The organism is Intestinimonas massiliensis (ex Afouda et al. 2020), from assembly GCF_001244995.1.
Classification (GTDB): Bacteria; Bacillota; Clostridia; order Oscillospirales; family Oscillospiraceae; genus Intestinimonas; species Intestinimonas massiliensis.
In genome coordinates this window covers 1,359,549-1,379,140 of record NZ_LN869529.1, presented here as the reverse complement: position 1 = coordinate 1,379,140, position 19,592 = coordinate 1,359,549, and the positions used below count along the sequence as shown (strand labels likewise).

Here is a 19,592-nt window from a genome sequence, read left to right as displayed (position 1 = left end):
GGGCGTACTAAAATCGTACTAATAGCGGTTCAGAGTACGCTTGAATAGTTCATTTTACCCTGAATATCACTGAAAAATTGTTCAAATTCGCTACATATTCAGCGAAAAAGAAGCACTTTTTAGCCTTGTTCAGTGTAAGCCGAAACAGAGTGGGAATGATTTCAGAGGCCCGAAAAAGCCTGATATGACTGGGTTTTTGAAGGGTTAAGGCCCTCCGTGGCAACGATTTGGCAACACTTTTTCATTATTCATAAAAAGAGAGCTAACTGATTTTGAGTAATCAGTTAGCTCTCTTTTTCTTTTTATCATTATTCTGTGCAACAAGCGTAACCGTCAAATAATTGGGCGGATTGATACGAGCAAACCCATCTGCGATAATTGGAGAAAGGCAAAAGAGTGAAAAACAGTTACGTTGCACTCTTTTGCACTCTTTGGGGCTGTTGACAAAGCCCATGTATCACTGGAAATATGATATAATGAAAAAAGAGCAGTGGGGGGATGGGAATGCAACTAAAACTGCACATGGTAACGATAGAAGATCTGGTCCCGGAGGGACACTTTCTGCGAAAACTGGAAGCCACGCTGGACTTGTCCTTCGTGCGTGAAGAAACAGCCCATCTGTACAGCCCCAGGTATGGCCGCCCGCCCATCGACCCAGTGATGTTGGTGAAGTATCTGCTGGTAGGATACCTGTACGGGATTCCATCGGAACGGCAGATCGAACAGCGTATCCAGACAGATGTGGCCCTGCGGTGGTATCTGGGCCTGGATCTGTTTGACCGGGTACCGGACCACAGCACCATCTCACAGCTTCGTCGCCGCAAGCCTTCTTTCCGCAAGGTTTTCCGCCGGCTGTTTGAGGAAGTGGTGCGTCAGTGCATCGAGAAAGGTCTGGTCAGCGGGCGGCTGGCAGCCACTGACTCCACCCATGTAAAGGCCAATGCCTCCCGGGCGTCGGAGCATCTGGTGGAAATGCTGGAGGAACCGGGCGCATACTGGGAACGGCTGGACAGCTACGAGGAAGAAGGACTGCAGGCACTGGAGAAACGGACTGGACACCGCCGGAAGAAGCGGACAAAGCAGATCAAGCGGGATAGCCGCCGCAGCCACAAGCGGGTGAGCCGAACGGATCCGGAGGCAGGGCATATGAAACGGCCGGGGAAACCGGAGGGCCAATATTACCTGAGCCACCAGACCTTGGACACGGACCACGGTGTGATCCTGGGCGTGACAGTAACACCGGGTGATGTGCATGATTCCGTGCCATACCTGGACCACCTGGAGCAGATCCATCGAAATGTCTTCCCCATTCAGGCAGCCACAGCGGACGCCGCTTACGATTTCCCTCTGGCTCACCGTGTGCTGGAGGAGCAGGGAATCTCTTTTTATGTCAGGCCGCAGCCTTTTGCCGATCGGACCAAGGTGGAATTCAAGCGGGATGCCTTTTCTTATGATGCGGAGAACGATGTTTATCAATGCCCCAATGGGAAAGAACTTCGCGTGAAGGGGCTGTACCGCAGCGCCAGCGGTGTGTACTGGGAGTATTGGGCAGACCGCGGAGACTGCCGGAGCTGTCCTTGCCGGGAGAAATGTTTGAGCGAAAATGATCAGCGCGGTGCGCGAAGGCTGCTGGACACCTACTTCCGTCCCACGGTTCGACGGCATCTCGCCCGGCAAAACGAGCCGGACGATCTGGATGCGCTGCGCAAGCGGCAGATCTGGTGCGAGGGCACGTTTGCCGCTCAGAAGTGGGGGCATAACTTAACACGCGTCTTGCGGCGGGGTTTAGAGGCAGCGGAAGACCACTGTCTCCTTTCAGCCACGGCCTTAAACCTAAAAAGGATGATAAAGTACATGGGATGACGCCGATAGGCGTCTTTTTTATTGCCATTTTCCCGCTCGTAATAAATGATCAGGCACTTTGTCAACAGCTCCAAAGTGTCCAGAGGTGGGGGAAGGTCAAAGGGCGGCGCTCTCGCGCCGCCCTTTCACGTTTCCCCACGGGACACGGGGGAGGCTGATTGGTTCTTTCATTTTTGGACTAAGGAGGTCTTTCATGCAGTCAATTACAACCGATACAAGGCGCAGGGCGACGTTTGCCGTTGACGGCTACGAAATATCGGCCACCTTCGCGGACAGTGAAAACGCGGCGGCCCTGGGCCAAGTGAAACAGATTTTGCTATCGTCTTTTGCCAGCAACACCCCTAAAAATAGGGCCGGAGGCATCCTTGAAATTCACCCCGGACAGAGGGATAATATAAGTGGGGGTACTCCCCATGTACCTTGAAAAGTGCATATTATCCACGTATTGATTTACATCTCAATTTAACAACGTATGATTGAGAAAGGACAAATCAATATGGAAAATCGGGTTTATTGTTTATACAGGGTTTCCACCGACAAGCAGGTGGATCACGACGATAAAAACCAGGCGGACATTCCCATGCAGCGTAAAGCCTGCCACCGCTTCTGCGAGGAAAAGGGCTGGACGATTATCCACGAGGAACAGGAGGACGGCGTTTCCGGCCACAAGGTACGGGCGGAAAACCGGGACAAGGTGCAGATTATCAAGGAACACGCCAAGCAGAGCAAGTTTGACATTCTGCTTGTGTTCATGTTTGACCGCATCGGGCGGATCGCGGACGAAACCCCCTTTGTGGTGGAGTGGTTCGTCAAAAACGGCATCCGGGTATGGAGCACCCAGGAGGGGGAGCAGCGGTTTGACAATCACACCGACAAGCTCACCAATTACATCCGCTTTTGGCAAGCGGACGGGGAAAGCGAAAAAACCTCGATCCGCACCCGGACAAGACTGGGCCAGATGGTGGAGGATGGGCATTACAAGGGCGGTAACGCCCCCTATGGCTACGACCTCGTAAAGAGCGGGCGGATCAACAAGCGCAAGCACGAGGTTTTCGATTTGGCCGTCAACGAGGCCGAGGCCGCTGTGGTGCGGATTATCTTTGCCAAATACGTGCATGAGGGCTACGGGGCCCAGCGGATCGCCTCCTACCTGAATAATCAGGGCTACCGGGCCAGGACGGGCAAGAAGTGGCACCACGCCAGCATCCGGGGTATCATTTGCAATCTCACCTATACCGGCGTACTTCGCAGCGGCGATAGCCGTTCCCCCGTCCAGCCCCATTTGCAGATTATCCCGCCTGAACTGTTTGAGGCCGCCCAAAAGATACGCACCGCCCGCGCCAACTCCGCCGAACAGGAGCGCACCGTCCCCCTGAACACCAGGGGCAGCGCCCTGCTGGCCGGAAATGTTTTCTGTGGGCATTGTGGCTCCCGGCTGTCCCTGACCACCAGCGGCAAGGCTTATCCCTGCAAGGAAGATCCCAATCGGGTGGTGAAGCGTGTGCGGTATGTCTGCTACGGGAAAACCCGCAAGCAGACGGATTGTGACGGACAGACGGGCTACACGGCCCATATCCTTGACGGGATCATTGATAAGCTGGTGCGCCAGATCTTTGAGCGCATGAAAGCAATCCCCAAAAGCGATATAGTCAATATCCGCTACCGGGAAAAGATGGAGGAACGGAAAAGCCTGCTCCATAGCGTGCGGGCGGAATATACCAAGGCCGCTGCTGACCTTGAAACGCTGAAAGGCGAGGTTATCAAGACTATCCGTGGGGAGAGCACCTTTTCCAAGGAGCTGTTAAGCTCTCTGATTGCCGAGGCCGAGGCCAAATGCCAAGAGCTTCAAGAGAACATGGAAACGGCACAGGCGGCTTATGACGAGGGGAAAACGGTGCTTGCTTCGCTGAACGCCCAATATGACGATATAATCTCATGGGCGGAAATGTACGACACGGCCAGTATGGAGGCAAAAAAATGATCGTCAACTGCTTAATCAAGCGGGTGGAGGTCTACCGGGACTACAAGCTGCATATCGACTTTAACGTTGACTTTGAGCAGTTCAGCATGGGCATGGACATCGTTGCCATCGCCGCATAAAACAAAAAACCTCGCTCCTTTTCAGAAGCGAGGAAAAGCTCTTTCCCTTGATATGGTGGAGATAAGCGGGATCGAACCGCTGACCTCTTGAATGCCATTCAAGTGACCTCACGCCGCGTTGCGGCTCCGGCCGGGGACAATATAAAAACCATTGAAACACAGGGGTTTCCGCCGTTCACCCTTTGGGTGTCTGCTTGATTTTTCCGAAACCTGTGCGCTTAAAATTTACTATGCTAAGTATAGCAGATTTCCCTTGAAAAGTCAATTTTTCTGCAACCTTTTCGGGAGAGAAATGGGCCATTACAGGCCCATTTCTTTGACCCTTCTGTAAAAGGTATTCGGCTTCAAGCCAACCTCCTGCATGGCGGCGGTGGCCGTTATCTCCCCGGCCCTCCACCGCTTGCAAGCGTCTTTGAATTGGGTTTCGTCCACCTCCAAGGGCTTGCGGCCCTTATACTTGCCCTCGCTCTTTGCAATCTCTATGCCCTCCCGTTGCCGCTCCAAGATGTTCTCCCGTTCCAGCTCCGCCAGAGCGCCGAACACCGTCAGCATGAAACGGCCCTGCGGGGTGGTGGTGTCGATACTCTCTTTCAGACTGACAAACTCCACCTGTTTCTCCGTCAGTTCCGACACGATGGAGAGAAGGTCGCGGGTGTTGCGGGCGATACGGGAAATGCTTTCCACAATTACCATGTCCCCAGCGCGGACAAAAGCCATCATTTCTTTGAACGCCTTGCGGTCTGTATTCTTGCCGCTGGCCTTGTCGATGAATAGTTTTTCGGCCTTTTGTTCCTCCATCATTTTCAGTTGCCGCGCCTCGTTCTGTTCGATGGTGGAACACCGTACATAACCGACCCGCATTGTTTCACACCCTTTCGCTTTGTCTGATATAATGATACCACACAATCGAAAGTATATCAATAGAATTATATTATATTTTGAAATATTTCAGATATAGAAAAACGGCTTGTGTGACACACAATTCACTGCTGTTTCAATATGTCAATTGGGTATACCCTATTGACATGTGGGGGCAATATTTTAGTATTGCCCCCACATGTCTTGATGTGTTATTTTAATGCTTCGTATGCAGTCAGCACATCCCGAATCGCCTGCTTATCGGCCGAATTTACGGTGAAGTCATGTGTGTAATCATCGCCTTCAAAACGAACGATTGTTTCGGTAGAATTTGCGATGGCCCAGAGCATTTCGACATCAGAGTCGGATACATCGGTGTCAATATATTCCCACACAACACCACCGCCGTTATTACGAACGATATCATAATAACTAAAAGTTTTCGTGTAGCGTTCATCATCTACAGCAAAGGTGAGCTTCTTCCAAAACACCCAGTCATCCCCAGTGTAATTGCAAATTAGACGAAGCCAAACGCTATTAGTATCCCGGCCGAGGTAGGGCACCACAAAGCACCGAATATCAGCGGCCCAACTGCCGTCTGAATAATGCTTTACCACCTTTGGAGTATAAAACTGCATTCTTTGAATCTTGTCCTCGTCCAGCCGCATCCCAGCTAAAAGTTTTTCCGCCTCCGCCTTTGTCAATTCCTTGAGGCAGGTAGTAGCGGCGTCCAGTACATCGGCGTTCGTCACCTTCTCCTTATCGCTGGCGGACAGGGCACTATAGAAATCTTGAGCCTGGCGAATAGCATCGGCCCGCTCCGGAGTGACTTCGCCAATTGCAGAAATCAGTTCCTCCGCCTTGGCAACCCGCAGACCACTCAAAGCCCCTGTGGCCTCATCCAAAACAGAAGTGTTTTCCACTAATGCTTGCACCTCAAGCGAGGCGTTGCCATAAGCTTCCTCAGCGGCGGAAATAGCAGCTTCGCTGTCCAGAGTAACCGTACCAATTGCAGAAATAGCGGCTTCAATTTCACTTGCTTTACTTTCCAGTACCAGGGTATCATAGGCACTCCGGGCCTCAGTCAGAACGTTCAAATTATCTAATTGTTCTTTATCTTCTTCAGCCAAAGCTTCTACAGTTGCTTCCGCCGCAGAAATTTGGTTTTCACTTTCCAATGTTACTTCGCCGATAGCCAAAATCTGTTCATCCGCCGCCTTTGCGGCGTCACTCTTTTTGCTTCCGCAAGCCGTCAAGGACAGCATAAGCGCCGCCGCAAGCATAAGGGCCAAAACCTTCTTCATTTTCTCTTATCTCCTTCCCGCACGACCTCAACAAAGGTGTGCTTAATAATTTGGGGTGTATCTTTCAATTTGATGTACTTTGCAACCGTTGTCCCGCTTCGCCCCATTTCACGGCCCACCGCCGCATAGTTGCCGAGTTTGGCATACAGGCGGTGCATTTCAACGATTTCCGCCGGGGTTACACGCGGCGCACCCATATCAGCCCTGGGGGGAGGATTTGACGGAGGCGGGCTTTTTCCCGGTGATTAAGTGCTTGTCGCTGTCCTCCATGCACTCTCTCCAAATATCATCAATGAAACTCTTAAAAGTCTTTTTCTTGCTTGCATCACCGGAGATTTCCATAACCATAGCATTGTATTCCTCCAACTTTTGCTGATAGTTCCAAGGTACGGTGATGGTTTTCTTGTCCGTGTCCAAAATGATACGCATAGCAATTCCTCCTTGCAAATAAAAAATGTACGAATACTGTGCAATCTGACAGCATTTCGTACAATCTATCATATATATATATATATATTGTCAAGAGCTTTCGCAAAATTTATCGAAAATAGTTGAAAATATTGCTGTTCCGCATGACACACATGAAATTGCCGCGTTTCGACTGGAAAACGCGCGATTTCGGTGTGTTTTTTCTTATTTTCAATCGAATACGATATGAAATGGCGTGGATTTCTTGAATTATGCGCCGTTTTTCATGCAATTCTCTTTGTTCCGCTCTGCTTTTTGTCGTTTCCGCCGTGTTCGTCCGTGTTTCCCGTAATTTATCAGCGGTCGGGACAATCGCCGGGAAAATCCGCCGCCGCGCGTACCTTGTTCTTTTTCCTAATACTATCCCCCCGGCGCTCCCTTCCTGCTGTCCGATGGGAAGTTTTGTTCTGCCTCGGCTCCTGCAAGAAATGCTTTGTAATGTTCTTGTTTTACTCATTTTCTTTCATAATTCTGCTAATTTGAGTCAAAAAAATTTTTATAGTATAATTATTATAGAAAGTGAGAGAGATGAAAAAATCTCTCCAAAGACTTTCTAATTTGATAAAAAGGAGTTTTGCCATGAGTAACATGGAAGTGCCTTTTGAGTTGGCTTATGAGCCGATATATGAAGATAAAATTACACGGTTGAACAAAGAGGAATTTTTCTCCCTCTTTGAACATTTCAATGCTGCGCCGCGCTGGGTGAACAGCGGCGGGAAACGGTCTATTCAAATTTTGGGCCTTTGTCACCACGGAGAGAACCACAGCGCATTGTTCGACCCGGAAACATTGAAAGTAAATTGTTTCAGCGCGTGCGGCGGCGGAATGATGCTGCATACATGGGTCATGCGGTCCTTGGATTTAGACAGTCCATACCATGCCAAAAAGATGCTTGAGAAGTGGATGGATGGGCAGGAAATCGACTTTGAGAATAGAATACCACAGGAAGATATTGAATTTTCGTATTCTGAAAAGCCGTTTGACCCAAATGTAGAAATTGAAATGGTGCAGGGCATTGACCCCAACACCATACAAGAATTGTATTCGCAGTTTGACACATGACGGGAAACGCTTTCCCGGCTGGTATGGTGCAAAAGTCGGGAACAGGGCGGGGACGGTATTCCCGTTGAACAGTTGCAGGCATTCCAAGTTGCGTATTATCCCAAAAGAAAAACCATCATTCTGCCGCACCACAACGCCGATGGGGAAATTGTCGGTCTGTATGAACGCAATTTTTCCATGCTGCGGCAAGAGGCAAAAGCCTGTTTCCCAGACTTTTCACCCAAAGATTTATACCAGTTTCCAACGGCGAAATATATGCCTCTGTATAAAGGGGGACAATACTACAAGAACGGTAAACCGTGTTGGAGCTTTCCAAACACCCGAAATCTCTACGGCTTGCACAAAGCAAAAGCGGCCATCCGTGAAACGGGAAAAGCCATCGTATTTGAGGGCGCAAAAAGCGTTATGCTGGCCCACACCTACGGTTATCCTTACGCTGTGGCAACACACACCTTTGGCGCACATACAAACCACATTGCCATGCTCATGCAGGCGGGCGCAAAGGAAATCATTCTTGCTTTTGATAAGCAATACAAGGACAACACAGGTCTGGAATGGGAGTTATACGAGCGGAAAACAAAGGGGCTTGCCGAGCGGGTGGGCGCTCATGTGTCCGTGAGCCGCATTTGTGATAAAGTGGGCCTTTGGCTGGATTACAAGGACGCACCCATTGACCAAGGACAGTGGGCCTTTGATACGCTCTTTGCCCAGCGGGAAACGCTGACGGCCAAGGGGTAAGCATTGATTGACTTTGAACCGATTGTCCCGCTCCCGCTCGACGGTTTAGAGCCACAGCAAGACCAGAGCGCCGCCGCGCCGCTTCTCTTTCGCGGCTTGCCTATCACATGGGCAGCAGCGCAAAAAACGAAAACAATCCTTGTATCAGTCAGCGCCTTTGAGGGTGAGGATGATACCAGAGATATAGAATATAACAACTATCTAATTGCCTATAAGGGCAATCATTTGACAAGGAGGGATTTTTTGAAATGCGAATTTGATGAATACAGAATGTACCCCTACAAGGTGCAATTTCTCACCGATGATATTTTCCGATTGAGCGGAAATCAGCGGTCTAAACTGCAATATCATATTCTTGCCCAGCGGTTTCCGCTGGTGCATGTTTCAGAACAAGACAAATGGGATTTGCTGGCCCTTTGCCGCGCCCAAAAGACGGAGAGCGCCCAGCGGTGGTTAAACCGTATGCAATGGCCTGACGGTCTGGAAAAAATGATAACCTTCGGGGTTTCATTGGAAGTGCGCGGGACGGTCAAAGGCGTTTGGTGCTACATGGGGCAAATGGAGGCGCACAGCGCAACCTATCGCGGTATTCCCATGACTTGGGAGAGATGGGCACAGCCTATTATGGACTATCTGAATGACCGCCGCGCAACTCTGGAAATATCCAAAACCATGAGCCAGAGCGAACGCTCCCGTTTCAGAGGCAGCACCTACGATAATGCCATGATGATGTTATCTTACCAGTCGGGGCAATACATGACCCTTCCGGGGGAGGAATACCGGACACTGAAAGAATGGGTGTATCAGTATTTCCGCACAGGAACCGCGCCGCTCCCTTATCATGGAGAAATACCAGACGGCAATTATGAGTTTACCATCGACTTTGAAAAGGATGTTGAAATCGTGGCTGCGCCGTATTTGAAAGAAGAAATGGGCGCATACAATGCAGAACACAACGCCGAGCACAACAAGGATATGGGCCGCCGTCAGACTGAAAAACGCTTTGAGCAGTTGGAAGGTGACGCATGGACAACGCAGGAAATCTATGCACAGGGTTTCAGCCGTAAGACGCTGGATAAGTTTGTGGAGCACGGCCTGATTGAGCGGGTCAAGCGGGGCCATTATGTGAGAAAATCCGTGTAACCGCTGGCGCTGTTTACCTGACCCCGGCCATTATAAAAGAAAAGAATATAAGACGGTCGGGGGCAGGTAAATAGCCGCTGGGCGGTACAAGAAAAACAATACTGACAGAGAAAGAAGGTGAAGAAATGACTGAACATGAAAGCGTAATTGAGCAAATCCTTTCCGCTTTTGACGATGAAATGAGTACCGCAGAGCGCGGGGAGATTTTGGCGGAAATTTACGGCGGCAATCCGCCCTCTCCCATGCAAGCATACACCCGTCAGACGCACAGGAACAGGACAAACAGTACACAGCGGGAGGCATTGCGCCGCGCCCTCCGCCGCGTTTTCCCGTCCGATGAAGCAATAAAAGAGATGATATGGCCCGCCGCTGAAAAAGCGGTACAAGAGGCTGTGGACGCGGTACAAAAGGGATTGAAATAAAATATGCGGCGGAGGTCTAATGCCTCCGCCGCGTCTTTTAACGCTCTTTGGATTGCTTATCGTTTTCCCGCTCCCGCTCGGTGTTCGTGTCCCGCTCCGCTGGCTTTTCCCATTCCAGTATTTCCTCCATGATGAGAGCAAGGGGTAAGTCTGGCAAATCCCACATATTCATGGCTCCATCTTGATTCTGTTTTCGCCGCCCTTCAACTGGGCCAGCGGTGAAAGGCTGTCATAGTTCTTTGTAATATCCGTGTCAAAGATAGCGCAGTAATGTTTCGTCATATTCAGCGTGGAGTGACCCAAAAGCCGTTGCAGAGTAAAAGCGTCGCCGCCGCAGTCAATCAGATATTTCCGGGCGAATGTGTGGCGAAACAGATGAATGCTGGTTTTCTCCACGCCCCGCCGCTTATTGTATCGGACAATGGATTGACGCAAGGCGTTTTCTGTAAGTTGTTCGCCGCGCTCCGTACAAAAGAGGTAATCCGCCGCCGCTCCGCCGCGCACCCTCAAATACTCCCGGAGAATGGCTGTCATGGGGCTGCAAAGCGGAATTACTTGGGCTTTCTTGTTCTTGGTATGACGGTAGTAAACAAGGCTGTTGTCCAAATCCAAGTCCCGTATTTGAATAGCTCTGACCGTGGCGGCGCGGCAGCCGCTGTTCAGCAGAAAGTTTACGATTGCCCAATCCCGAAACTCTGCAAAGGTACATTTCCGTACATCGGGCTTTTTGAGCAGGGCTTTCAATTCTGCGTCCGTGTAGGTTTCCTTGACGGTTTCCTCTGCCTTGTAGAGCGGCAGATTGACCGCCGTAAGTCCTTCTCCATTGCACCAAGAAAAGAAAGATTTCAGCGTCCGGGTGTAACTGTTTATCGTGTTTGCGGAAAGCCCGCGCTCCCTCATGCTTGCTATCATGTGCTCCAAGTCCCGCTTGTTCAGTTCTGCTATGTCCTTCTGAATATCCAAGTGCTTGGAAACCGCATGGAGGTGGAAAGAATAGGTCTGCAAAGTTTTTTCGGCAACGCCTTTGATTTTCCGGGAAGTGAGGAAGTCTTTGAAGGTTTCTTCCATTGTAGCAGCTTGATTCATTTTAATTTTCTTCATTTTTCTGTCCCCTTGATTCAAGATTTTTGCGGCAAAAATCAAGCGGACAGTTTTTCCGTGAAAATGTGATTTCAGAAAACAGAAAAACCGTTGAAACCTTGTGGTTTCAACGGTTTTCTGCACTTCCCATATTTGGATGGTGGAGATAAGCGGGATCGAACCGCTGACCTCTTGAATGCCATTCAAGCGCTCTCCTGAGTCCATCGGTTACGCGCCCCTATGTGTACGACTGGAGATGCGTTTCAGTATACGTGGAAAATAAACACTTTAATTTGGTATATAGGGCGTAAATTCCGACCATTGTTATTAGTGCATTGTTATGATATACTAATCAAGAGAAAATGTGAGGTAAAAAATTCATGAACGGATATAGCACAAATAGGGGTCAATGCATTGTAGGCGATTCTCTTGAACTTCTCAGAACCTTGGAAGATGGCAGTGTAAACTTGGTAGTAACATCACCACCGTTTGCACTTTTACGTCAAAAAAGTTACGGGAACTTAGAGCAAGAAGAATATATTTCGTGGCTTTGTTCCTTTGGGAAACTTGTCTTTGATAAATTATCGGATGACGGTAGTTTTGTTATTGATTTAGGTGCTGCGTATAACCGTGGAAGTCCTACCTATAGCTTATACCAGTTTAAAGTATTAATAAAAATGTGCGAAGAAATTGGTTTTCATTTAGCACAACCTTTTTACTGGTATAATACCTCAGCTTTACCCGCTCCGATTGAGTGGGTCAATAAGCGTAAATTAAGAGCAAAAAATAGTGTTAATACGGTATGGTGGCTTTCTAAAACAGAATGGCCTAAATCAAATATAAAAAATGTACTTACACCGTATTCTTCCAGAATGCAACACTTAATTAATAAACCGGAGGACTTTGTAAAAGAAGAAGGAATTAAGCGACCTTCAGGTCATGTTATGGGCAAAGCATCGTGGACGAGAGATAACGGTGGGGCAATACCCCCAAATCTATTGCAATATCCTAATAGTGACTCTAACAGTCAATATTTGCGATATTGTAAGCTGCTTTCGATTAAAGGGCACCCTGCAAGATTTCCTTCTGCCCTGCCAGACTTCTTTATTAAATTTTTAACCGATAAAAATGATTTGGTGTTAGACATTTTCGGCGGTTCTAATACTACAGGATATGTTGCAGAGAAACTTGATCGCCGTTGGCTGTGCTTTGAACTTTGTCAAGAATTCGTCGCAGCATCTACTTTTCGATTTGTCGAAAGTAAAGACCAGGCTCGAGATAGCTATGATTCAATTATGGCTGGGGAATTTATTACAATTGAGCGGGAAGCCGAAATAGAACAATTATCTTTATAAGAAAGAGCAAGGGGCACCAGCGAGCGGTGCCCCTTGCTTATAGTTTAAATATTTATTAAATCAGGATCAATGGGGTGCTGAGGATTAATCGGATAAACTTTTAGTCCATTTTCACGGACAAATTTGACTGGAATTTTCGGATTATTTATATGTGAGCGTCCATCATCTAGTTGATCTTCCCAATGCCTAAATATGGGCTCCAACTGTTCAGGTCGCATTACATAAATCTCTTTTAAAACAATACCTTCATATATTGAAAACGTCCATGGAACTTTGCGATATTTTGCAATAATATCATGGTTTGTATGGTGATTTGTACTAAACCCAGATGTCAATAAAATATTAACAGATTTCATCTCCCATTCGGTTCCAGAATTAGAAATACTATCATTGCCTTCTCGCCCTGGGAGAAAATCCATATTTAAGTATACAAGCTGCTGCATAACTTTAAGTCCATTATCTTGAAGCATATCTTGTATACCATATTCTTTACACATATCAGCTAACTCATGCAGATTTTCCCACAACTTTTCTAAACGTGCAATTTTAGCTTTGTGTTCGTCACTGTAAAATTCCATTTTAAAACTTCCCCTTAATTCATTTTATTTCTGCCTTTTAATAAATTCAATTCCTTCTTGCTGTTCTTTGCTCATGAAATTATCATGACAATCCCATAACAAAGCAAGTTTATTTAATGTATCTTTGGCGTCTATATCAAGCATATTTATTAATTCCTCATAGCCATTCCTACCGCTAATACCAATCGAAAATAATATCCAATTCCGTAGTTTTATCTGTCTTTCTGCAATATAATGTTTAACAATTGCCTTTTTATTTACGGCTTGTGCCATGGCTAGGATGTGCGAACAAATAGCATTGTTATGCTCGTCCTCTCCAAATAAAGATAGTAAGTTGGGCGTCATTTCAGGTGAAAAGTATTTTTCAATTTTAGCTATTGCATGATTTGCGAGAATCTCCTCACTCGAAAAGCATTGATTTAGTATTGCAAGCAATGTATAAGTGTCATTTGGTAATGACCAAACAGCAGCAGCACGCACTTCTGGATTATTGGAAGAATTATTAATAACCTCGATAAGCTTCGTAGTTGCTACTTCAAGATTAAGTTATCCAAGTATAAGAACATATTCCATTTTTATTTCTTCGCTTGTGCTGGAAAATACAAAGCTATACATATCGTCCCATAAATCAATACCTAACTTTATTAAAGTAGCAAATGCCTCTAATTTAATTCGTGCATCCATCTCTGCTTTTTTTGTTATGCATTGAAGTTCATGAATAGCTAAATTATTTGGCGGTAAAAAACCCAAAGCTTTAATAGCAGTATACTTTGTTTCATTTTCCTCGGATTTCAAATCTTTAATAAAATCATACTGTTCCCCCGTACAATGACAATCGTATGTTGAAGGCACAATTCCAGATACTATTTTTTCTTTTCCAAGAAAATTATCACCCTCATTGACGTAAACATAATGATCACTGGCAATAACTCTTGAGTGTCTTTTTCCTGTCGGTGTCATAAATTTAATACGAGTTCCGTCTTTCCCTTTTTCGATAGCAACTACTTTAAAGTCATAACCTGGAATATAACATTTCCATTCACGATCACGTTCTGCTCCTTCATATACAGATTTTGGGGCACTAAGTTTGGTGAGGCTCTCTTTACTTAGCATATCGCCTACGCTAAAAAGATTTATTGTTCTACTCGCCTCCCAAAGTCCTTCTACATTTCTATGGCATTGAACAAAAGCAACTAAATCTGACTTACGCAATCCCGAATACCAACGCCGATCAAGATTATTCTTAGAATCAGACATTATTATCCCCAATTTTGACTTGGCCCGAGACTCAATACGTTTCCCACAACGTAGACAAAGCAAATCAGGAATACGTAAGCGTTTAATTTTAGTTGACCATATTTTATTACTGGTGCAATATCTCTCTAACTCAATAATTTGATGTCCCTCGGCATTTAGTATTTCAATTACACGTTTTGTCCCTACAGATCCCATTGTTATTTTATCTAAGAAACTCCAATCCCTTTTAAACGCCATATAAATATTCTCCCTAAATGTAGTAATTTGATTATAGCAGAACTCACGTCAAACTCATATAGAAAATTTTAAAGCATTATGAAAAGCGCCGCCCAATGGAGACTATGGGCGGCGCTTTTCATATATCCCCGCAGGCCGAGCCGGTTGGTTTGGCCTTTTCGGTAGACCTGCTAACAAAAGTCAAGTAAAAATTTCGAGATTTCAATTTAGAAAAAAGGCAATACAACGCCAGACCGCTGAGCAATTCAAAATTGAAACGGCGGTCGGCCAGAAATGTGATCGGTATGAGATCAGGTTTGTGCCAGTGTGTTTAGATAAGTAGTTACTGAGGCATAGTAGATGCGCAGGAATTTGTTGGCGGAAGCCATCATATAAACCCGGTAAGGTTTTCCTTCAGAACGCTTTTTGTCCATGAATTTGTACACAGGCTCATCCTGAGGAGCATTTTGTAGATAAACGCCCATCACAAGGAACAAAGTCCTTCGCAAAGCAGCGGAACCACGCTTGGAAATACTGCGGCTGCGGATATCCATTTGGCCAGACTGGTAAGGAGGAGCGTCAATGCCGGCAAAAGCAACCAAAGCCTTCTTAGAGTGGAACCGGCGCACATCGCCAATTTCAGCCATAAGCTGTGGGCCGAGTATAGGGCCGATGCCGAACATTCCCATGACCACAGGATATTCGGGCAAAGAAGCGGCCAAAGACTGCATTTCCTGCTTGAGTGAGGCCAATGCGGCAGAGGTTGCCTGGAGCTGTACAATTGTTTGTTGTACTAAAAGCTTGGTTGTATCATTGGAAGGCATAACACCAATACAGATGCATGCCTTAGTATGAAGTTCAAGCGCCTTCTCCTGGCTGAATTTGTACCCGTATTTTTTGCACCATTTCAAGTATTTAGCAGAAAATGATTTTAGAGTTAACCTTGAAATGCACTGACAATGCCAGAAGGCCGAGACGAAATCCACCCATTTTTCACTTCCATCAGCACGCGGAGGGCTACTGAACAAGCGATTGACCTCCGGGAATACGGCATCTAGCAAGGAAATTAGATTATTTTTTAACATAGTATGCACCTTGGAATATTGCTGGTACTGCCGATAGCAGTTCTTCAGAAGCAGACGAGTATTTGCCTCTGGAACATAGCGAGTCAAGGTAAGCCAGTGGTCAAGGCCATAATTAGCTAGTTTTACAGCATCCTTCTTGTCAGTTTTAGCCCGTCGCAAACTATTGTTCCCATAGTCATGCACTAAAAGTGCGTTCACCACGGAAACATAAAGGCCTGCATCTTGGAGCAACCATGCTACGGGCACATGGTAATTGCCTGTGGACTCCATTACCACACGAGTTTCGCCATCTAGACTTTTGTCACTTGGCAATTCAATGAACAGGACGGCCACCGGGACTACTTCTGGGGTCACTACTACACCGACAGCAGGCAGGCGGAGGCCGACCTTTCCCAAAGAGCCTTGGAATACCAGCGGCAATATCGTGTGCGGCTTGTGCGGGATACAAGGCCCACGCCCAGACAGCCCACCATTGCCCAGCAGATGAAAGAGGCACAAAAGAAGGTGGAGGCCAACCGGGACGGCCATACCCACAAAAAGGACGCCCCCGACCGGGGCGACAGATAACAAGAAGGAGTTTATGGACCAGAAAAACAATCCGAACCAAAACGCGGAGCTTGCCATGGAGCAGAACTACAACTGCATTGACGGGCTCATCAACAACCTGCCCATTCCGGCCCCGGAGGAAAAGCCGGTGGACAGGGTGAAGGAGCCGCTCCGCTGCCACCGCAGCCGGGAGCGCGAGGAGCGATGAAGCGAAAGCGTGTGCGCAGCGAGGCTGTCTGTCTGTGGCTCCGCCCCGACGAGCTGGCGCTGATCCGGGAGCGCATGGCCGAGGCGGGCATCCGTAACATGAGCGCCTACCTGCGCAAAATGGCGCTTAACGGGTATGTGCTCAACGTAGACCTCGCCCCGGTCAGGGAGCTGGTGTCCCTCCAGCGCCGGTGCGCAAACAATCTCAACCAAGTGGCGATCCAGGCCAACACATACGGCGGAATTTACCCGCAGGAGATCGCCCGGCTCCAAAAAGACTATGAAGCCCTGTGGGGACCGCTCTCTGACCTGCTCAAAAGGCTGGCCGCCGTTGTAGAGCTATGACCTACCGGGGGGAGCGGCTTTGTGCCGTTCCCCCCGGCTTTTATCACTTCGGGACAAAGTGTCCCGAAGTGATAAAAGCTGACGAGCCATCAGTTGGGGCCGTGGTATGCCCATTGAATAAAATCTCTTAATTTGCTCCGAAACACGAGGCTGTCATGTATCTCCATCGCAATCCCGACATAGTCCTCCAGCGCGCATTTTTCGATATGCGCCGTGTAGAGGAAGCTGCGAAGGGAGCCGTACGCAAAACCGGCCCACACATCGGCAACGATCATGCCGGGCTCATCGTGGGACGGGCCATAGTCTGCGCTGATTACAATATCTTTTTCCCGCCTGTCCAGCGCGGTTAAAACAAAGCGGAGGTTGTTATAGCTCTCTATATCAATCCTGCTGGAATATTCGATAGGTTTTTTCATTTCAACACCTCTTTTTCTATGCGTCAGTTTATCATATTTGAGGTGTGCGCACAACAAAAAAGGAGCTTCGGGTCACTTTGTCCCGAAGTGATAAAAGTCAAAGGCATCCTTGTTTGTCCCACAGGCCGGAGTTAAAATATTAGTGTAGGACACCAAAAGATGAGATTTTACAGGAGGTTTCATTATGTTGTTACTGAAAATCCTTGCCACGCCTTTTCTGCTGATCCTCACGCTGCTGGCCGCAGTCATCACCTTTCTTGCCTGTATTGCCGGGGTCCTGTGCTATGTGGCCTGCATCCTCTTGACGCTGCTGGGCCTCGCTTCGCTGTCCTTCGGGATGATACAGGGCGGTATTGTGGGGCTTGTTCTGGCGTTCCTTGTTTCCCCCTTCGGGCTCCCAGCCATCGGAGAGTGGCTGCTGCTCAAGCTCTACGGGGTCAAGTTCGCCTTACAGGATTTTATTACCGGCTGATACTTCGGGAGACTTTGCCCCGAAGTGGAGCGCCGTTTTGAAAGGGGGCATGTGTACGGCCACAACACGACTGATTACCCACCACATCAGCAAGGGCGAGAGCGTGGCGCAATCGCTGAAAGACCGCTTCGACTACGGGCAGAACCCGGAAAAGACCGGGGGCGGGGAGCTCATTTCCTCCTACGCCTGCGACCATCAGACCGCCGATGCGGAGTTCCTTTTGAGCAAGGCCAGGTACAAGGCCGCCACAGGACGGGAGCAGCGCCGGGACGCCGATGTGCTCTGCTATCAGATCCGGCAGTCCTTTCGGCCCGGGGAGATCACGCCCGAGGAGGCCAATCGCGTGGGCTATGACCTGCTGACGACGCGCCCGGAGGATATGATCCATGACCGGGCCGGAGCGTAAGGCCGGGACTTCGGGACAAAATGTCCCGAAGTCTCCGAAGTCCAAGTTCCGGCAAAAGAGCCAACAGGAGAAAACGGCGGCCTCCAAGCTCCGCATGGAGCGCCGGGAGGAAACGCTGGACAAGGCCCGGCAAAAGCTCTCCAAACAAAAGCCGCTCAAAAGGCCCGGCCCCGTCAAACGGACGGGCCGGGCGGTGCGGCGGGGCGTCCACGGCTATGTCCACGGCAAAATCTACGAGGTGGAGCATGAGAATGTGGGCGTGGAGGCCGCTCACCATACAGAGCTCGCGGGCGAGGCCGTGCTACGGGGCGGGAAACGCTTTGTCAAGCGGCAGGTGCGGTTGCACCCCCGGCGGGCTGTTCTCCGCGCCGAGAGAAACTATGTCAAGGCTACGGCGGATTACCAATACCGTGTGACGGCACAGGAGCACCCGGAAATGCAGGGCAATCCCGTGTCCCGCTATTGGCAGAAGCAGCGGCTCAAACGGCAATACGCAAAGCAGGCGCGGGAGGCCGCCAAAAAGAGCGCGAAGGCCGCCGAGGAAACGGCGGTCACGACGGAAAAGCTGGCGGCCCGTGCCGTGGAGTTCGTCAAGCGGCATCCCGTGGGCTTTATCCTTGCCCTGCTCATTGTGCTGCTGGTGGTGGGGCTGCAATCCTGTATGTCCTCCATGACTACCCTCGGCGGCAGCGCGGTGGGGGCTATCGGCGCTTCCACCTACACCGCCTCGGATGCGGATATGTACGGGGCCGAGGCTGCCTACTGCGCGCTGGAGGCCGAGCTTCAAAACAAGCTGAATACCTACGAGAGTACCCACGACTATGACGAGTACCACTACGATCTGGACGACATCGGGCACGATCCCTATGTGCTGATCTCCATTTTGAGCGCATGGCACGAGGGCGCGTGGACGCTGGACGAGGTACAGGGCACGCTGCAAATGCTCTTTGACCGTCAGTACATTCTTACCGAGGAGGTGGTGCGGGAAACCCGCTACCGGACGGAAACCCGGACGGACAGCTACCTTGTCACAGATCCCGAAACCGGCGAGAGCTATTGGGAGATTGAGGAATACGAGGTGGAGGTGCCCTATGACTATTTCATCTGCACCGTCACGCTGGAAAACTTCAACTTGTCCCATCTGCCTGTTTACATCATGGGACAGGAACGGCTTTCCCGGTACGCCTTGTATATGGCGACGCTGGGCAACCGCCCCGATCTGTTCCCATCCTCCGGCTATGTAAACAAGTACGTCAACGGCAGCCCGCTGATCTACGATGTGCCCAGGGAGTATCTGAACGACGAAACCTTTGCCGCGATCATGGCGGAGGCGGAGAAATACATCGGCTATCCCTATGTGTGGGGCGGCTCCAGCCCGGCCACGTCCTTTGACTGTTCGGGCTATGTGTCGTGGGTCATCAATCACAGCGGCTGGAACGTGGGACGGCTGGGGGCGCAGGGCCTGTATAACATCTGCACCCCGACAAGCGATCCCCACCCCGGCGATCTGGTGTTCTTCGTGGGGACGTATGACACGACGGGCGTTTCCCATGTGGGCATCTATGTGGGCGACGGCTGGATGCTCCATTGTGGAGATCCCATCAGCTATACCAACCTGAACAACAGCTATTGGCAGGCCCATTTTTACGCCTATGGGCGGCTGCCGTAAAA

General features: G+C 49.1%; 22 protein-coding genes and 2 pseudogenes. 14 read left to right on the top strand and 10 right to left on the bottom strand.

The genetic code is table 11. The features are described 5' to 3' along the window. The first annotated feature begins 504 nt into the window (after nucleotides 1-504). The 3 genes from BN2154_RS10510 to BN2154_RS16460 all read left to right on the top strand — a co-directional run bounded on the left by BN2154_RS10510 (nucleotide 505) and on the right by BN2154_RS16460 (nucleotide 3,963). A complete protein-coding gene (locus BN2154_RS10510; RefSeq protein ID WP_242853731.1) occupies nucleotides 505-1,863 on the top strand; it encodes an IS1182 family transposase in 1,359 nt (452 codons plus the stop codon). A 496-nt stretch (nucleotides 1,864-2,359) separates the two neighbouring features. After that, on the top strand, nucleotides 2,360-3,844 hold the full coding sequence (locus tag BN2154_RS10500; RefSeq protein ID WP_242853743.1) for a recombinase family protein: 1,485 nt from the start codon (nucleotides 2,360-2,362) through the stop codon (nucleotides 3,842-3,844). Further along, nucleotides 3,841-3,963, top strand: a complete 123-nt coding sequence (locus tag BN2154_RS16460; protein WP_278320018.1) for a hypothetical protein — start codon at nucleotides 3,841-3,843, stop codon at nucleotides 3,961-3,963. Before BN2154_RS10500 ends, BN2154_RS16460 begins: the two co-directional genes overlap by 4 nt. Before the next feature lie 300 nt (nucleotides 3,964-4,263). Here BN2154_RS16460 and BN2154_RS10495 read toward each other — a convergent pair whose 3' ends face one another. The 4 genes from BN2154_RS10495 to BN2154_RS10485 all read right to left on the bottom strand — a co-directional run bounded on the left by BN2154_RS10495 (nucleotide 4,264) and on the right by BN2154_RS10485 (nucleotide 6,554). After that, complete coding sequence (locus BN2154_RS10495) at nucleotides 4,264-4,824, bottom strand: recombinase family protein (RefSeq protein WP_050618732.1); 561 nt, start codon at nucleotides 4,822-4,824, stop codon at nucleotides 4,264-4,266. A 209-nt stretch (nucleotides 4,825-5,033) separates the two neighbouring features. Beyond that, nucleotides 5,034-6,125 (bottom strand): hypothetical protein, encoded by a 1,092-nt coding sequence (locus BN2154_RS10490; RefSeq protein ID WP_050618731.1) that lies wholly within the window; start codon nucleotides 6,123-6,125, stop codon nucleotides 5,034-5,036. Next, nucleotides 6,122-6,322 (bottom strand): helix-turn-helix domain-containing protein, encoded by a 201-nt coding sequence (locus BN2154_RS15790; protein WP_195892340.1) that lies wholly within the window; start codon nucleotides 6,320-6,322, stop codon nucleotides 6,122-6,124. Before BN2154_RS15790 ends, BN2154_RS10490 begins: the two co-directional genes overlap by 4 nt. Before the next feature lies 1 nt (nucleotide 6,323). Continuing rightward, the gene (locus BN2154_RS10485; RefSeq protein ID WP_050618730.1) at nucleotides 6,324-6,554 is read right to left on the bottom strand and encodes a hypothetical protein; all 231 of its coding nucleotides are present in this window, start codon (nucleotides 6,552-6,554) and stop codon (nucleotides 6,324-6,326) included. A 618-nt stretch (nucleotides 6,555-7,172) separates the two neighbouring features. Between BN2154_RS10485 and BN2154_RS10480 the strand changes: the two genes are divergently transcribed. The 4 genes from BN2154_RS10480 (at nucleotide 7,173) to BN2154_RS10465 (ending at nucleotide 9,958) form a co-directional block, all read left to right on the top strand. Then, nucleotides 7,173-7,655: a hypothetical protein gene (locus BN2154_RS10480; protein WP_050618729.1), complete on the top strand. Its 483-nt coding sequence runs from the start codon at nucleotides 7,173-7,175 to the stop codon at nucleotides 7,653-7,655. A 72-nt stretch (nucleotides 7,656-7,727) separates the two neighbouring features. Beyond that, complete coding sequence (locus tag BN2154_RS10475) at nucleotides 7,728-8,393, top strand: hypothetical protein (protein ID WP_050618728.1); 666 nt, start codon at nucleotides 7,728-7,730, stop codon at nucleotides 8,391-8,393. Between the two features lie 3 nt (nucleotides 8,394-8,396). After that, nucleotides 8,397-9,536 (top strand): type IV toxin-antitoxin system AbiEi family antitoxin domain-containing protein, encoded by a 1,140-nt coding sequence (locus BN2154_RS10470; RefSeq protein WP_050618727.1) that lies wholly within the window; start codon nucleotides 8,397-8,399, stop codon nucleotides 9,534-9,536. A 125-nt stretch (nucleotides 9,537-9,661) separates the two neighbouring features. After that, nucleotides 9,662-9,958, top strand: a complete 297-nt coding sequence (locus BN2154_RS10465) for a hypothetical protein (RefSeq protein WP_050618726.1) — start codon at nucleotides 9,662-9,664, stop codon at nucleotides 9,956-9,958. A gap of 168 nt (nucleotides 9,959-10,126) precedes the next feature. Here the strand turns inward: BN2154_RS10465 and BN2154_RS10460 are convergent, their stop codons facing one another. Then, on the bottom strand, nucleotides 10,127-11,263 hold the full coding sequence (locus tag BN2154_RS10460) for a tyrosine-type recombinase/integrase (RefSeq protein ID WP_050618725.1): 1,137 nt from the start codon (nucleotides 11,261-11,263) through the stop codon (nucleotides 10,127-10,129). Between the two features lie 155 nt (nucleotides 11,264-11,418). On the opposite strand from BN2154_RS10460, the gene BN2154_RS15400 reads away from it, so the two are divergent. Next, the gene (locus BN2154_RS15400; protein WP_094762473.1) at nucleotides 11,419-12,393 is read left to right on the top strand and encodes a DNA-methyltransferase; all 975 of its coding nucleotides are present in this window, start codon (nucleotides 11,419-11,421) and stop codon (nucleotides 12,391-12,393) included. Nucleotides 12,394-12,437: 44 nt separating this feature from the next. Here BN2154_RS15400 and BN2154_RS15395 read toward each other — a convergent pair whose 3' ends face one another. From BN2154_RS15395 to BN2154_RS10455, 4 genes and pseudogenes are all read right to left on the bottom strand, one after another. Next, complete coding sequence (locus tag BN2154_RS15395) at nucleotides 12,438-12,971, bottom strand: PDDEXK family nuclease (protein ID WP_094762472.1); 534 nt, start codon at nucleotides 12,969-12,971, stop codon at nucleotides 12,438-12,440. Nucleotides 12,972-12,995: 24 nt separating this feature from the next. Then, complete coding sequence (locus BN2154_RS15785; RefSeq protein ID WP_154666677.1) at nucleotides 12,996-13,451, bottom strand: hypothetical protein; 456 nt, start codon at nucleotides 13,449-13,451, stop codon at nucleotides 12,996-12,998. Between the two features lie 66 nt (nucleotides 13,452-13,517). Continuing rightward, the gene (locus tag BN2154_RS15780) at nucleotides 13,518-14,465 is read right to left on the bottom strand and encodes a hypothetical protein (RefSeq protein ID WP_154666676.1); all 948 of its coding nucleotides are present in this window, start codon (nucleotides 14,463-14,465) and stop codon (nucleotides 13,518-13,520) included. Nucleotides 14,466-14,755: 290 nt separating this feature from the next. Then, nucleotides 14,756-15,895, bottom strand: a pseudogene (locus tag BN2154_RS10455) (IS110 family transposase); the annotation flags it as partial. 69 nt (nucleotides 15,896-15,964) lie between these two features. Between BN2154_RS10455 and BN2154_RS16455 the strand changes: the two are divergent. The 3 genes from BN2154_RS16455 to BN2154_RS10450 are packed head-to-tail and all read left to right on the top strand — an operon-like array spanning nucleotide 15,965 to nucleotide 16,627. Next, nucleotides 15,965-16,096 (top strand): hypothetical protein, encoded by a 132-nt coding sequence (locus tag BN2154_RS16455; protein WP_278320017.1) that lies wholly within the window; start codon nucleotides 15,965-15,967, stop codon nucleotides 16,094-16,096. A 13-nt stretch (nucleotides 16,097-16,109) separates the two neighbouring features. Next, a complete protein-coding gene (locus tag BN2154_RS15390) occupies nucleotides 16,110-16,283 on the top strand; it encodes a DUF4316 domain-containing protein (RefSeq protein ID WP_094762471.1) in 174 nt (57 codons plus the stop codon). After that, a complete protein-coding gene (locus BN2154_RS10450) occupies nucleotides 16,280-16,627 on the top strand; it encodes a plasmid mobilization protein (protein ID WP_050618724.1) in 348 nt (115 codons plus the stop codon). Before BN2154_RS15390 ends, BN2154_RS10450 begins: the two co-directional genes overlap by 4 nt. An 89-nt stretch (nucleotides 16,628-16,716) precedes the next feature. Here the strand turns inward: BN2154_RS10450 and BN2154_RS10445 are convergent, their stop codons facing one another. Beyond that, nucleotides 16,717-17,043, bottom strand: coding sequence for a hypothetical protein (locus tag BN2154_RS10445; RefSeq protein WP_050618723.1), 327 nt, complete (start codon nucleotides 17,041-17,043; stop codon nucleotides 16,717-16,719). A 184-nt stretch (nucleotides 17,044-17,227) separates the two neighbouring features. Between BN2154_RS10445 and BN2154_RS10440 the strand changes: the two genes are divergently transcribed. The 3 genes and pseudogenes from BN2154_RS10440 (at nucleotide 17,228) to BN2154_RS10430 (ending at nucleotide 19,590) form a co-directional block, all read left to right on the top strand. Next, a complete protein-coding gene (locus tag BN2154_RS10440; protein WP_050618722.1) occupies nucleotides 17,228-17,515 on the top strand; it encodes a CD1845 family protein in 288 nt (95 codons plus the stop codon). A 49-nt stretch (nucleotides 17,516-17,564) separates the two neighbouring features. Next, nucleotides 17,565-17,870 (top strand): annotated as a pseudogene (locus tag BN2154_RS10435) (relaxase/mobilization nuclease domain-containing protein); the annotation flags it as partial. A gap of 31 nt (nucleotides 17,871-17,901) precedes the next feature. Continuing rightward, nucleotides 17,902-19,590 carry a C40 family peptidase gene (locus BN2154_RS10430; protein ID WP_050618720.1) on the top strand — a complete coding sequence of 563 codons (1,689 nt, stop codon included), beginning with the start codon at nucleotides 17,902-17,904 and terminating at the stop codon, nucleotides 19,588-19,590. The last annotated feature ends 2 nt before the right edge of the window (nucleotides 19,591-19,592 follow it).